The sequence below is a fragment of the Fictibacillus sp. WQ 8-8 genome (assembly GCF_024494405.1).
In the GTDB taxonomy this organism is placed as follows: domain Bacteria; phylum Bacillota; class Bacilli; order Bacillales; family Fictibacillaceae; genus Fictibacillus_C; species Fictibacillus_C marinisediminis.
Genome location: NZ_JAMXKG010000001.1, coordinates 644,267 through 657,535, shown reverse-complemented (window position 1 = coordinate 657,535; position 13,269 = coordinate 644,267). Strand labels below are relative to the sequence as shown.

Annotated in this window: 12 protein-coding genes and 1 other annotated feature; of the genes, 10 read left to right on the top strand and 2 right to left on the bottom strand. The window is 41.8% G+C overall.

The window, feature by feature from the left end:
- Positions 1-129 precede the first annotated feature (129 nt).
- From M1K46_RS03190 to M1K46_RS03165, 6 genes are all read left to right on the top strand, one after another.
- A complete protein-coding gene (locus M1K46_RS03190) occupies positions 130-696 on the top strand; it encodes a GNAT family N-acetyltransferase (RefSeq protein ID WP_256224856.1) in 567 nt (188 codons plus the stop codon).
- 447 nt (positions 697-1,143) lie between these two features.
- Entirely contained in the window at positions 1,144-2,118 is a 975-nt protein-coding gene (locus M1K46_RS03185; RefSeq protein ID WP_256224854.1) for a nuclease-related domain-containing protein, read from the top strand.
- A 238-nt stretch (positions 2,119-2,356) separates the two neighbouring features.
- The gene (locus M1K46_RS03180; protein ID WP_256224852.1) at positions 2,357-3,313 is read left to right on the top strand and encodes a Gfo/Idh/MocA family protein; all 957 of its coding nucleotides are present in this window, start codon (positions 2,357-2,359) and stop codon (positions 3,311-3,313) included.
- Complete coding sequence (locus M1K46_RS03175; protein WP_256224851.1) at positions 3,310-4,278, top strand: Gfo/Idh/MocA family protein; 969 nt, start codon at positions 3,310-3,312, stop codon at positions 4,276-4,278. Before M1K46_RS03180 ends, M1K46_RS03175 begins: the two co-directional genes overlap by 4 nt.
- A 462-nt stretch (positions 4,279-4,740) precedes the next feature.
- Positions 4,741-5,121 carry a VOC family protein gene (locus tag M1K46_RS03170; protein WP_256224850.1) on the top strand — a complete coding sequence of 127 codons (381 nt, stop codon included), beginning with the start codon at positions 4,741-4,743 and terminating at the stop codon, positions 5,119-5,121.
- 353 nt (positions 5,122-5,474) lie between these two features.
- The gene (locus tag M1K46_RS03165; RefSeq protein WP_256224849.1) at positions 5,475-5,846 is read left to right on the top strand and encodes a cyclic-phosphate processing receiver domain-containing protein; all 372 of its coding nucleotides are present in this window, start codon (positions 5,475-5,477) and stop codon (positions 5,844-5,846) included.
- 402 nt (positions 5,847-6,248) lie between these two features.
- On the opposite strand, the gene M1K46_RS03160 is transcribed toward M1K46_RS03165, so the two are convergent.
- Complete coding sequence (locus M1K46_RS03160; RefSeq protein ID WP_256224848.1) at positions 6,249-7,184, bottom strand: bifunctional helix-turn-helix transcriptional regulator/GNAT family N-acetyltransferase; 936 nt, start codon at positions 7,182-7,184, stop codon at positions 6,249-6,251.
- 421 nt (positions 7,185-7,605) lie between these two features.
- Here M1K46_RS03160 and M1K46_RS03155 point away from each other — a divergent pair, with 421 nt between their 5' ends.
- Entirely contained in the window at positions 7,606-8,319 is a 714-nt protein-coding gene (locus M1K46_RS03155) for a class I SAM-dependent methyltransferase (RefSeq protein ID WP_256224847.1), read from the top strand.
- A 107-nt stretch (positions 8,320-8,426) separates the two neighbouring features.
- Complete coding sequence (locus M1K46_RS03150; protein ID WP_256224846.1) at positions 8,427-8,621, top strand: hypothetical protein; 195 nt, start codon at positions 8,427-8,429, stop codon at positions 8,619-8,621.
- 192 nt (positions 8,622-8,813) lie between these two features.
- On the opposite strand, the gene M1K46_RS03145 is transcribed toward M1K46_RS03150, so the two are convergent.
- A complete protein-coding gene (locus M1K46_RS03145) occupies positions 8,814-9,284 on the bottom strand; it encodes a DinB family protein (protein ID WP_256224845.1) in 471 nt (156 codons plus the stop codon).
- Positions 9,285-9,800: 516 nt separating this feature from the next.
- Between M1K46_RS03145 and M1K46_RS03140 the strand changes: the two genes are divergently transcribed.
- Both M1K46_RS03140 and ilvA read left to right on the top strand, forming a co-directional pair.
- Complete coding sequence (locus M1K46_RS03140) at positions 9,801-11,147, top strand: MFS transporter (protein ID WP_256224844.1); 1,347 nt, start codon at positions 9,801-9,803, stop codon at positions 11,145-11,147.
- 389 nt (positions 11,148-11,536) lie between these two features.
- Positions 11,537-11,759, top strand: a binding site (T-box leader).
- Positions 11,760-11,939: 180 nt separating this feature from the next.
- Complete coding sequence (gene ilvA, locus M1K46_RS03135) at positions 11,940-13,208, top strand: threonine ammonia-lyase IlvA (RefSeq protein ID WP_256224843.1); 1,269 nt, start codon at positions 11,940-11,942, stop codon at positions 13,206-13,208.
- The last annotated feature ends 61 nt before the right edge of the window (positions 13,209-13,269 follow it).

Genomic DNA, 13,269 nt, shown 5'->3' with positions numbered 1-13,269 from the left:
GTGCAGTTCCTTTTTGGAAAGGGTGCCAGGCACCGGTTTTACACACTTGTGTAATCTCGGTGCCTGGCACCTATGTTCCTTTTTATTCCTTTTTAGCCTATAATGGTTAAAAATAAGGGGGGCTACAACATGCGAGAATTGCAGACCGAAAGATTATTATTGAGACCTTGGAAGGAATCAGACTTCAAGGACTTGTACGATTACGCGAAAAGTGACTTAGTGGGCCCGAATGCCGGCTGGAAACCGCATAAGGATGAGGAAGAAAGCAAAGAGATCATTCAAATGTTCCTTGAGAGCAATGATGTGTTGTATGCCATTGAACTTCTCTCTGAACATAAGGTGATCGGCAGTATCGGACTGCATGACCGAAAACCGGATGAAACCTTGTCCCACTTGAATCAAAAGGAAATCGGCTATGTTCTCAATCCAGCCTATTGGGGGAAGGGCTATGTTCCTGAAGCGGTAAACCGAGTACTGGAGCACGGGTTTGAAGATCTGAATTTAGATATCGTTTGGTGTGGACATTATGATTTTAATCATAATTCCAAGAGAGTGAATGAAAAATGCGGATTCAACTACAGATTTAGTGAAAATAAGATATTAGAGCGATTGGATGGGCAGGAAGTTGTCTGTCTGTACTATAGTATTTTGAAGTCGGAGTACCTTAATGGAAAGAATGTTACGGATGCATCTTGATAGAAAATGCCGTTGAGAGACGGTGTTTTTTTGTGGCGTTTTAACTGATTTTATAGGGCGAAGCATGATCTCGAAGTCTATGCTGGCGTGCAGTTTTTATGAAAATGATTTGTTTTGCAAGTAAGTGGTGTCGAACCGCAAGTAAAGTCGGAGTTTTCGCAAGTAATGCATGCAGAATCGCAAGTAACGAGGGCATTTCCGCAAGTAATTCATGTCGAATCGCAAGTAACAGCCAGCAGGAGGGTTTCACTACCCCAGAAACGGGTTATTGATGAAGGTTTGGACAAGCTGGAGGCCGGCTAAGCCCGAGAAACCAATATAATTAGTTAAATACAAGATCAATCGCGGGCTAGGATACATAATTTCAACTCATTTTTGCACCATGAGCAGGAAAATCCTTCCCGCAATTCGAATTTCCTTCTTATTAAGAAAGGGAGTTGATAGAATTTGATTGTAAAAGAACGAAAAGTTCCTATTTCGGTACGTAAATTGGAGGCTTTGCTGAGAAGGCTGCCTCCGGATCACCGTAAACGGCCCGATATTAGTGACCAATTAGCAAGGCGGATGGCGGGTTACAGAGGGGAGCTTGCCATAGACTATCATTTGGGTTATCTCCTCAAGAAAGACTACCTTATTTTTAATGATCTCCGGCTTACGGTTGGCGAACGCTTTTTCCAGATAGATACGCTCATCCTTTCTCCTCATTACTTTCTCATTTTAGAGGTGAAAAACATCTCAGGAACACTTGTTTTTGATCACAATTATAAACAGCTCATTCGTGTCTCTGGTGAAAAAGAGGAAGGCTTCGCAGACCCAGTTTTGCAGGTCGAACGTCATCGTGTACAGCTGCAGGATTGGCTATCTGCACAAAAACTCCCACAGGTTCCCATTGAAATGCTTGTTGTCATGAGCAACCCTAACACGGTAATTAAAAATACCCTCCTGAATTTGGATCCCTCCACATCCAAACGAGTCATTCATGGTGCAAATCTCCCCTTGAAAATAAAAATATATGAAAAGATGCATGCCAAAGAGCTCCTGAATCCCCAGCAAATAAAGAAGCTTTCTCGAAAATTAGTGAACAGCCACACTCCATCTGATCCTCAAATCCTTCAGCAGTTCCAAATCCCTAAAGAAGAAATTTTGACCGGTGTAGAGTGCCCGGAATGTTCCGCTCTCCCGATGGTTCGACTGCATGCGAAGTGGGTTTGCACATGGTGCGGTTCGTTTTCAAAGGACGCTCATTTTGCTGCCATTACCGATTATAAACTGCTTATCGGTCTCTCCGTCTCAAATTCCGAGCTTAGATCCTTTTTGCATCTGTCATCTGTTTCTGTTTCCTCTCGTATCCTTCAATCCATGAATCTCTCTTATACTGGCACATATAGAAATCGAAATTATTTGATGACATTAGATGAATGACGATTTATTAGGCTCGTTTTTTTGAAAATGATTTGTTGTGTAAGTAAGCTTTGTCGAACCGCAAGTAAAGTCAGAGTTTTCGCAAGTAACGAGTATAGAACCGCAAGTAAAGTCTAAGTTTCCGGGAGTAACCACAAAGAATTCGTAAGTAAACTCCCGACAAGTAACAAAAATCATGCAGGTCTCCCCGTTAAAACAGGGAATCTATATAAAAAGTCCTTTGAAAGGAGTGCCAGCTGTGAAAATTGTTATTTTGGGATACGGCTTTATCGGAAGCATCCACTTGAACGCGTATCTGCAGATGAAGGATGTGGAAGTAGCAGGGATTTATTCTACGACCCAAACAGGGAATATACAAGGGATTCCCGTTTATAACGATTTGGAGAAGTGCCTGGAGCTCGGGGATGTGGTTGACGTTTGTCTTCCTACATTTATGCACCGGGATGTTTTTGAAAAAGCGGTGGAGAAAGGCAAGCATGTTTTTCTCGAAAAACCGATGGCGCATACCGATGAAGACTGCCGGCGCATGCTGGAGCTGGAAAAGCGCTGCAGCTCAAAAGTGATGGTCGGGCAGGTGCTGCGCTATTTTCCTGAATACCGTAAGCTGAAGGAATGCATTGATCCGGATAAGCCTGCGTCCACTTTACTTTCAAGGCGCTCTCAATTACCTGTGGGCGCAAAAAACTGGTCTCTCGACCGCAGCAACAGCGGCGGGGTTATTTTGGATCTCAGCCTGCATGATATCGACTTCGCTCGGTGGGCGTTCGGGCCGGTAACGCGGGTTTTTGCACAGACGGATCCCGATTATTACTATGCTCTCATCACATTGCGCCACGAGAATGGGTCTATCAGCCGTATTGAAGGCAGCTGGAGATATGACGGCGGATTCGCGCAGGAAGTGGAGATCGCGCAGGAAAATGAACTGTTTACGTTTAACAGTCAGGAGGTTTCTCCGCTCTCTGTTCACCGGAGTATTTCGCTTAAAAAAGATTCCACAGAGGTTCCGCCAGTCCTGCTGCGGGATGACCCTTGGTCTCTCGAATTGAGAGATTTTATTGATAGCATTCGAAATAATGAGCCGGCTCCTGTCACGCTGCAGGATGCCTATGAGAGTACGAAACTTGGACTTCTGGCATTACAGTCTGCAGAGGAAAAGCGGCCGATTTCCTTAGAAAAGGAGCTGTACACACGATGAGAATCTCCATTTTATCAGCGGCTCATGTTCATTTAGATGCGTTTGCAGCTGCCGTGAAACTGTGTCCAGGCACAGAATTGGCGGGTATCTATGACGATGATGCTCATCGCGGAAAGAAGAAAGCAGCAGAGCATTCCACAATTTTTTATGATGATTTGGGAGCTGCGTTGAACGAATGTGAAGCGGTGATCGTCTGCTCAGAGAATGTCAAACATGATGAGTTGGTACTGGCAGCTTTAGAGGCGAACAAGCATGTCCTTTGTGAAAAACCGTTGGCTGTATCAACAAAAAGTGCCACCATCATGGCGCAAAAGGCTATTGAGCAGGATGTTGTTTTGGCCACTGCTTTTCCGTTGAGGTTCAATACGCCGGCTGTTCAAATGAAACGGGTCATCGATCAAAAACAAATTGGTGATGTTCTGGCTTTTCACGGCAAGAATCCGGGGCAATGCCCGAAAGGATGGTTTATTGATAAGAACCTGTCCGGCGGGGGCGCACTGATGGATCATATCGTTCATCTCGCAGATTTGATGCGATGGCTGACCGGAGCTGAAGTGACGAGGGTGTTTGCAGAAGCTGATTCCTTCTTGGTCCCGTGCATCACCATTGATGACGTCGGCCACGTGCAGCTGGAGTTTGAGAATGGAATCATCGCTGACATCGACCCGAGCTGGTCACGGCCGGTGGGCTATCCGACGTGGGGTGGCATTGATCTTCGGGCGACAGGAACGGAAGGGGCGATCGACTTAAAAGCGTATGCCCAGAACATCATTCAGCATAACAGCACGAAAACGATTCATCATAACTTAGGTGACTTTGAATATCTTCATATGATGAATGCATTTGTTGAGACGATACGGAAAAATCCGACAGAGCTGGCCACTGCTTGGGACGGGGTGGCGGCGACAAAGATTGTTGAAGCGGCGTATCTTTCGGCGAGGGAGCATGAGGTCGTAGAAATATGAAGGGAATGAGTAAGTCCTCAGAGGGGGCTTACTTTTTTATTAAAGAATTTAAAGGTATAAATTTTAACTTTTATTGTAATTCTTCTTAAAAGCTGCCCCTGATGGAAGCTTTTCTTTTTGAACGTAAATTTCATTTTCTTGAGTGCACCTTGTCCATTAAAAAAAAGATGCCCAACAGGACATCTTTTTTGTGCGTATTGCGGCGAGAGACAGCACTCCACATAGTGCATTGCCTTAAAGGCGCGTCAATCTCGTCTTATGCAAATTAGCTCATCGCTTAAATAGTATACCACAGTTCGTGTTGAAAGAGTAGTTGAAATCATAAGGGTTCAAAACGAAAAAATTATTTGAAATTGGGGGGTGATGCAAGTGCAAGATATAACAATTTATTAAATATTCTAAATTATAAAACAAGTTTAAAAGTGATATAATTTTAAGAAAGTGGACAAGGGAGTGAAATAAATGATTAATAAGGTCGGTCAAATTATGCTGTATGTAAATAATCAAGATGAGGCAGTGAATTTTTGGACGGAAAAAGTAGGATTTTGTGTTATTTCTGAAGAAGATAACGGTCAAGGAATGAGATGGATTGAAATTGCTCCAGCAAAGGATGCAGAAACAAGTATCATTCTGCATAATAAGGAATTCGTTGCAAAAATGTCGCCTGAATTAAATCTTGGTACACCTTCTTTAATGTTTTTCTCGGAAAATTTCGATCAATTACGTAGCGACTTATCAAATAAAAATGTCACTGTCGGAGAAATTGTAAATATGCCTTCTGGCAGAGTATTTAACTTTGCAGATAGTGAAGAAAATTACTTTGCAGTAATGGAAAAAAAGTAAATGACAATCATGCAGTTTAAGCACCATCCGTTGTTGGATGGTGTATTTCAATTTCCTGGTTAGTTGTAGAAGACAATACTTATCCAAATGCTTCTTTTATCACATAAAATGGCCCCTCTTAAAGAGGGACTGGATCACATCAAAAGTTCTCTAGCAAAGTCATCGATATTTCTCGATTAAACTAAATCCTCTTCTTAATCATGAAATGTTTGTCAAATATTAGCTTTTAAAGTCGCTTATGCCCCATTCAAATAGAATCTATGTTAAGGTTGATTCAAGATCTATTTAAGATCTATTTATCTAGGGATTTTCGACTTCTCTTAGTCACCCCTTTATAAGGGAAGGAGTCTGAAATGGGTAATATTAGCGTTTTCTTAGATGACTACCGGACTGCACCTGAAGGCTATGTTTTAACGGAGACGATTGACGAGTGTTTAGAGCTGCTGCGAAATTGCACTATCGAACATCTTTCTTTGGATCACGATTTAGTAAATAAAGACAGGAATGGATTAATGCTTGTTCAAATGATGGTGGAAGAAAAACGATTTGCTAACCGCATTACCATTCATTCTGCCAATTCAGTTGGCGGCAAAGCGATGTACAACTGTCTAAGACAGGCACAACAGGATTCGATCCTTTCCCCCTCCACCATTGTATCCTTAAGACCCCTGCCCCTGAAATATTTCCCGCCAAGGGTTCTGCAGCATTATTTAGACGTACAGTAGGCCCAACTGAAGAACAAACCTGTTCAGAAATCATTTTGATGGAGAGGTTCAGTTTATTACAAAGGTAATCTCAAATTGGGGAGTTGATGGTTATTAATGACTACAACTATGAACTAATGTTTGAGAACCAAAGAATTTTTGAAGGAAATGGACAAGCCCTGTCATTATTTGTTTCCAGCGAAGATATTACAATAGGACAAATCTTATATATAAACAGTTATGTTTATTTTATTAAAAGAGGAGAATTAATAAATAAGAAGAATGAAATGAATCTTATTAAGTTTTATCTAGAGGCATCTAATTAATTGGGTGCCTCTTTATTTTGGATAATAAAGGAATATGTATCCTTTTCCCATAGGTAATGCATTCAGAATCCCTTTTTTCCAGAAATATTTTCTCTCTTTACGATGTTTGCTCTTCATCGAGGTCCAAATCCCATCGTTCTTCCATCAATAACGTTTCGGTCCAATCTTCATTTGGTTTTTCTTCCGTTAATTTAAAATTGTATTTTTGGTAAAGGTAGCGAGCTGCGGCAAGTATATTTACTGTCCATAAGAAAATATGTTGATAGTGTTGCTCCTTACAAAACTTGATGGCTGTTTCCATAAGTTTCTTTCCTATGCCCATCCCTTGATAATGTTCATCTAAAATAAACCATCGCAGCTGAGCCAACGTATCAGAGGATTTAGTAATAGCAATGGAACCAACGATTTGCCCATTTACTTCAGCAACCCATAAATCTCCCCCATTGGTATTATTCATAAATTCCGTTAATCCCTTCATTACGTAATATTCAAACATCCGTCCAAACTTATAAGTTTCATCATAAAGTCGTCCATGAAGGTGTGCCACGAATCCAACATCACCCGGTTGAAAGGAGCGAATTGTTACTTCGGAATGAGAAGAATGATCCTTTGATAAGATGTCCTGTATGGTTGCCATGGAGGTTAGCAGCTTGGAAAGTAAAGGTTCCGGTATATCTTCAATCATTCTACCTACTTCCCGGCTCGCGTGTTCAACCAATCCATTATAGATTTCTTTACCATAATCCGTTAGGTAGAGCAAGTATTGACGTTTATCATTTGATGATTGCTTTTTAACGACAATATTTTCTTCTTCAAATCGCTGAACCATCCTACTCATATAACCTCGGTCAATACCCAGAGTTTCTCTGACTTCAGTCGCTGTACAACCACTTTTCGATTGAATTTCAGTGATTACGCGAGCTTCTGTTAAAGGAAAAGACTGGTTATAGATTTCTTGATCTATTCTTCCTAAGATGTTTGCATAATACCTGTTAAATTTTCTTATTTTGTCTATTTCGTTAAATGAACTCATAAAAATTCTCCTCCTTAGATAAATGTTGACTAAGTCAGCCATATTATAAAATCATATAGTTGATTGAGTCAACTATATGATTCAATCTTTTGTTCATACAAAGAGAAAAGGGGACTTGAAACCCATTTAAAACAAGTATTGGGTACACCTTCGAAATAGAAAAAGTGGGCTACTAATACCGCAGCCCACGAAAAAATCAACGTCTCGTCTTTAGACCTCCTCATTCGTTATCTCATAATCAATTTCATCTTTATTGGTAAACCATCCAATTCAAATAACGGGTACATTACTTGAAGATCCAGCTGCCAATTTGGGCAGCTTTTCTTATTGCGCTAAAGGGGAGGTTAGTTGAACAACGTGGTGAATTTCTAATAAGAATAAATTTAAACCTTAAAGCGGAACAATGTCAGGAGGATAGAATATGAAAGAATCTCTTTACGACCAAATGAATAAATGGGATAAAGATGATGACTTTTTTGTTCAATTGGTTAAAAAAATCAGACCAACATACATAGCTGATTTAGGCTGTGGAACTGGAAGAATAGCCTTGTATTTAGGGGAAGAAGGTTATGAAATATTGGGGATTGATCCAGATCCTAATGCGATAGAAACTGCTAAACAAAAAGATAAAAAACTATTAGTTGAATGGAAGATAGGAACTTCAGAAGAATTAATGGATGCATCTTTTGATTTAGTTATGATGACATCCAACGTAGCACAAGTTTTTTTAAAAGATATTGATTGGAATAAAACATTATTAGATATTTATAATTCATTAAATAATGGCGGATATTTAATATTTGATACAAGAAATCCTCTTCAGCGTGCTTGGGAACAATGGACAAAAGAGAAAACAAAAAAGTTTATTCAAGATCCGATAACAGGAAATCCGATGATGGTTTGGCATGAGTTTTTGGAAATAAACGAATCTGTGGTCAAATATAAAACAGTCTATCAAAATGAGAATTTACAAAATAATGTTGAAGAGAGTGCTTTGATTTTTAGAACAAAAGAACAAATTGGAAATGATTTGACCAAAGCAGGATTTATTGATATTAAAGTTTATGGAGATTGGGGATTTGATGAAGCGATTGAAAATGTGAATTCTTTTATATTTACAGCCAAAAAGAGATAATGAAAAATGAAAACTATCCTAAAACTGAAACTGATACATTAAGAGAACATAGATTTATGTGCTGTCAATCAAATTGGAACTAAAAGGGGTGCTAAGGGGGAATAGAAATGGTTAAAATGGTGGTTTTACTTTGTGGAATAGTTTTTATTCTAACAATTTATACCGCGATTTCACACAATTTCAAGGTTATTCCGTGTTCTCAATTTTTTTCGGGGTGCATGCTTTTTGTATTAGGAGTAGCATATAAAAGAGAAAAGGAATGGGAAATTTATTCTTTATTGCAGCTGGATTTACGCTTATAGCTGACATTATAACCAACCTTCTTTAACAATAGTGAAAATCCAAGAAACAAGTAAAGTTCCTGCATGTTGCAAAGTACAGCAAAATTACATATTCACAAAAAAAGTAACACTAAAGACTTGGTCCTTTGTGTTACTTTTTGTACTCGATATATCCAAATCTCAAAGCGGAGTCTTTTTGTTTTTTCGTTCGGGTCAGCGGTGGGAAGGCCAGGATCCTTGCATTTTTCTGATTTGAATAATTTGGCCTGTATGGTAAGCGTCATGAAGCATTATGTCCAGTAACTTTCCCTCAAGGGAATTTTGGTCAAGCTCTTCGACGGAAGTTTTACTCAGTATCTGTCTTAAACTGCGTTGTACGTTTTCGGCACGTTCAACGACTTTCTTCCATTCCTTATCGTCATTTGATTGTTCGGTGAGATAGAAGGTTTCATTACCGTCGAGATTATGTGTCCATTCACGGCCTTCCATGTTTGCTGCAAGTCTCTCTTTGTAATAAATGAGATGATTAACGTTCTCCCAAATTGTTTTAGTTGCCTCTCCAGTTGGTCGCCAGTTAGCCTGTTCTGCCGTGATTCCTTCTAATGCATGCTTGAACGGTGCATACCAACTCTCCTTGTCGAAGGTTGTATCCAGCACGTTTAGGAGCAAGCCAATTCGATTCAAAGTCATCTCCTCCTCGAATATATAATCTAAATTTATTGTTACATGGGAAGTGTATCATTACATAAAAGAATTTGGCAATATTTTCATGGGGGAGAGGCGATTTAGCTGCGGGGGTCTTTTCTCTTATCGATGTAAATTAACAGGTTTTACATTCCAATCTGTCTGTTGCTGTCGAATGATAAATGGTATAGTTTTAAAAAAGAAGCTCTGTTAGTCAATGTTGTTGTTTTCTAGTGGGGTGTGATTGAAACGCCTTGTGAAAAGCAGAAGGGTATAAGCAAGCTTACTCTCTTCTGCTTTTCAGGCGCTTCATTTGTTTCACAAAACAGCCGGATAAAAAACTTGAGGGCCTCTTTCAATCATCAGTATGCGATGCCCACTTGGAAAGAAAATCAACAATATGCTTTAGCAAAGCCAAAAAAGAAAGCGGTTTCAGGTAGTATCAAAGCTTGTGAGTGTTGACGGAGTCAATAAACCGAGTGTCTAACACTGGCACATCGTGAGGAGGATTTAACAATGTCTCAATCTATTGATCGCGCAAAGACGCGGCGCATTACGGGAAACATCTTCAAGGGTTCGGTTGGAAATCTGATCGAATGGTACGACTGGTACGTCTATTCTGCTTTTGCCGTGTATTTCTCTGCAAATTTCTTCCCTAAGGGAGACCCGACCAGCCAACTGCTCAACACTGCGGCGATCTTCGCCGTCGGATTCCTGATGCGGCCGATTGGGAGTTTGCTGATGGGCCGCTACGCCGATCGACATGGCCGGCGTGCAGCGCTGACGCTTTCCATCACCATCATGGCCGGTGGGTCTCTGATCATTGCCTGTACCCCAGGTTATAGTACTATTGGTATACTAGCACCTATTATTCTGATTCTCGCCCGCCTGCTCCAAGGGTTGTCGTTAGGTGGAGAGTATGGAACCTCGGCAACGTATCTGTCCGAGATGGCCAGCTCCGGTCGTCGCGGCTTCTACTCGAGCTTCCAGTACGTGACACTTGTTGCCGGACAGTTAGTGGCTCTGGGTGTTCAGATCATCCTCCAGCAAGTGCTCAGCGAATCCGATATGATGTCCTGGGGCTGGCGTATTCCGTTCGTCATTGGAGCAATGGGAGCATTGGCTGTATTGTGGCTGCGCCGCACGATGGACGAATCGGAGCAGTTCGAAAAAATGGGTTCTGAAAACCGGGCGAACGCAGGGACCGTTAAGGCTTTAATGAAACACCCCAAGGCGGTGCTGACAGTGGTAGGACTAACGCTCGGCGGAACCGTAGCCTTCTATACCTACACGACGTATTTACAGAAATTCATGGTGAATACTGTGGGCCTCCAAAAGGAGGTCGTCAGCTGGATCAACTTTATTGCTCTGCTGGTATTCGTCGTGCTTCAACCGCTCGCCGGCATGCTGTCTGACCGTATAGGACGGCGCCCTCTATTGATCAGTTTCGGTATCCTTGGTACATTGCTGACTGTGCCGCTGTTTATGATCATGGAGCAGATGAAGAACCCTATTGTTGCTTTCTTGCTCATGATGGTGGGTCTCATCATTGTCACCGGTTACACTTCCATCAATGCGATCGTGAAAGCCGAGTTATTCCCGACAGAAATCCGTGCCCTTGGCGTGGGTTTCCCCTACGCACTCACTGTCGCTGTGTTCGGCGGGACGGCGGAGTTCATCGCGTTATGGCTGAAGAGCATTGGAGCCGAGTCGCTCTTCTACTTCTACGTAGCTGCTTGCATTGCCGTAAGCTTCATCACCTACTGGCGTATGGGTGAGTCTTCGAAGGTCTCTCACATCGAAGCCGAGCTGGTCGGTGAAAATGACCAGCTGTCCGTGAAGGGCAGATCACAGCACTCTTAAGTATCATGAGTACAATGGAAAAGCATAATTAGGTGCAATACTTTAAGACCCAGCTGCCTTTTTAGGTGGCTTTTTTTATTGAGCTATCGGGCAGATTAGCTCAATAAAAAAACGCTATATATATTGTTAATCAAAGTGAATTTTTTTTGGCAGGGAGGGGAATAGTAATGGCTTGGTAGATGCCTGATGTATGGGTACCTGCTCGTAGGCTTTCTTCTTTACCAGGCAGTATAGTAAATTAGAGATTAAAAGATAGAGGAGCAAAAAAGCTTCTCTATTTTTATTGGATTTCTATTGGTTGCGCTTTCATAAAAAGAATATTCTAAATTTACAATAAATTTGTTGACGTGGCATTTTGAAGCTGTTAATCTTAGTTTTAAAATCTAACACGAAAGTCGATGACGAGAACAGTAGGATAATATTTTTGTTCCAAAGAGAGTCGGATGTGGTGAGAGCCGATGAACAAACATTATCTGAAAATCATCTCTGAGATACAAAGCTGAAATGAGAGTAAGCTTTGTCGGGTAGTCCGTTAACAAGTCTTTTTGACTAAAGTGCCGGAGTTTTTTGCTTCGGAACTAGGGTGGTAACGCGAGCTGACTCGTCCCTATTATGGGAGGAGTTTTTTTATTGGAGTAAAAAAATGAGATTTTTTTTATTGAAAAGGCTCTTTTCTAAAAGATTGTTGCTTTGGGAACATTTTTGTAATGAACTTCATCAACCACTCCCAAGAGCAGCAAAGGTTACGAAAACAGCCATTTTAAAAAAATGATTATAGGAAGGAAGAGGAACATGGAACAGGTACAGCAACAGCAAAAAACGGTGCTCGTCGAAGACATCATGATCGCCAATCAACGAATCAAAGATGTGGTCCTCCATACGCCGCTGCAGTTTAATCCGCTTTTGTCCGCGCAGTATGACTGTAAACTCTATTTGAAACGGGAGGACTTGCAGGTCGTCCGTTCCTTTAAGATCCGCGGTGCGTACAATCGGATCAAAAAGCTGAGCCAGCAGGAACTTGAGAACGGCATCACGTGTGCGAGTGCAGGAAACCACGCACAAGGTGTCGCTTATTCCTGTCATCTGCTGAAAAGCAAAGGGAAGATCTTTATGCCTACGACAACACCAAAGCAAAAAGTGAATCAGGTGAAGTTTTTTGGCGGAGAACATGTGGAGATCGTTTTAGTCGGGGATACATTTGATGATGCGTATGAAGAAGCGATCGTTTGCAGCCAAGCCGAAAATCGGACGTTCATCCATCCATATGATAATGAGGATGTGATCGCGGGTCAAGGCACTGTGGCAGTGGAGGTTTTAAACGACTGCGACGAGAACATTGATTATGTGTTTGTTCCGATCGGAGGCGGAGGACTTGCTGCCGGAATCGGAACGTATTTGAAGAGTGTTTCTCCGCAAACGAAGGTGATCGGTGCTGAACCAGCGGGTGCACCGGCGATGAATGAATGCATGCTTCAGGGAAAACATGTATGTCTCGACCGCATCGACCCGTTCGTCGACGGCGCGGCTGTAAAAAATGTCGGGGCGATCACGTACCAGATCTGTCAGGAGATTCTGGATGACATTGTTGTTGTACCAGAAGGAAAAGTATGTTCCACGCTGCTGGCGCTGTACAATCAAAACGCGATTGTCGCTGAACCGACCGGCTCTCTTTCTCTCGCTGCTCTTGATGAGTATGCCGATCAAATTAAGGGAAAAACAGTAGTATGTATCGTGAGCGGCGGCAACAATGATATTGGCCGTATGCAGGAGATCAAGGAACGTTCCATGATCTACGAGGGTTTGCAGCATTATTTCATCGTTCATTTTCCTCAGCGTGCCGGTGCGCTTCGTGAGTTTTTGGATGAAGTGCTCGGACCGGAAGATGACATCAACAGGTTTGAATATACGAAGAAAAATAACAAAGAAACCGGGCCGGTGCTGGTCGGCATCGAGTTGAAGCATAAAGAGGATTATCCGGAGCTGATCCAGCGCATGAACCGAAAGGGCTTTGCGTATCAGGAAGTGAATAAAGACAAGACACTGTTTCAGCTGTTGATTTAATGGTAAAGACGATGTGCGAGTGGGCACGTCGTTTTTTTTCGAGTTGCCTCAGCAACCCCTT

Coding starts and splice junctions, on each gene's coding strand:
- M1K46_RS03165 (WP_256224849.1), top strand. CDS start 5,475: ATGGGTAATATTAGCGTTTTCTTAGATGACTACCGGACTGCACCTGAA.
- M1K46_RS03170 (WP_256224850.1), top strand. CDS start 4,741: ATGATTAATAAGGTCGGTCAAATTATGCTGTATGTAAATAATCAAGAT.
- M1K46_RS03190 (WP_256224856.1), top strand. CDS start 130: ATGCGAGAATTGCAGACCGAAAGATTATTATTGAGACCTTGGAAGGAA.
- M1K46_RS03160 (WP_256224848.1), bottom strand. CDS start 7,184: ATGAGTTCATTTAACGAAATAGACAAAATAAGAAAATTTAACAGGTAT.
- M1K46_RS03150 (WP_256224846.1), top strand. CDS start 8,427: ATGGTTAAAATGGTGGTTTTACTTTGTGGAATAGTTTTTATTCTAACA.
- M1K46_RS03175 (WP_256224851.1), top strand. CDS start 3,310: ATGAGAATCTCCATTTTATCAGCGGCTCATGTTCATTTAGATGCGTTT.
- ilvA (WP_256224843.1), top strand. CDS start 11,940: ATGGAACAGGTACAGCAACAGCAAAAAACGGTGCTCGTCGAAGACATC.
- M1K46_RS03155 (WP_256224847.1), top strand. CDS start 7,606: ATGAAAGAATCTCTTTACGACCAAATGAATAAATGGGATAAAGATGAT.
- M1K46_RS03140 (WP_256224844.1), top strand. CDS start 9,801: ATGTCTCAATCTATTGATCGCGCAAAGACGCGGCGCATTACGGGAAAC.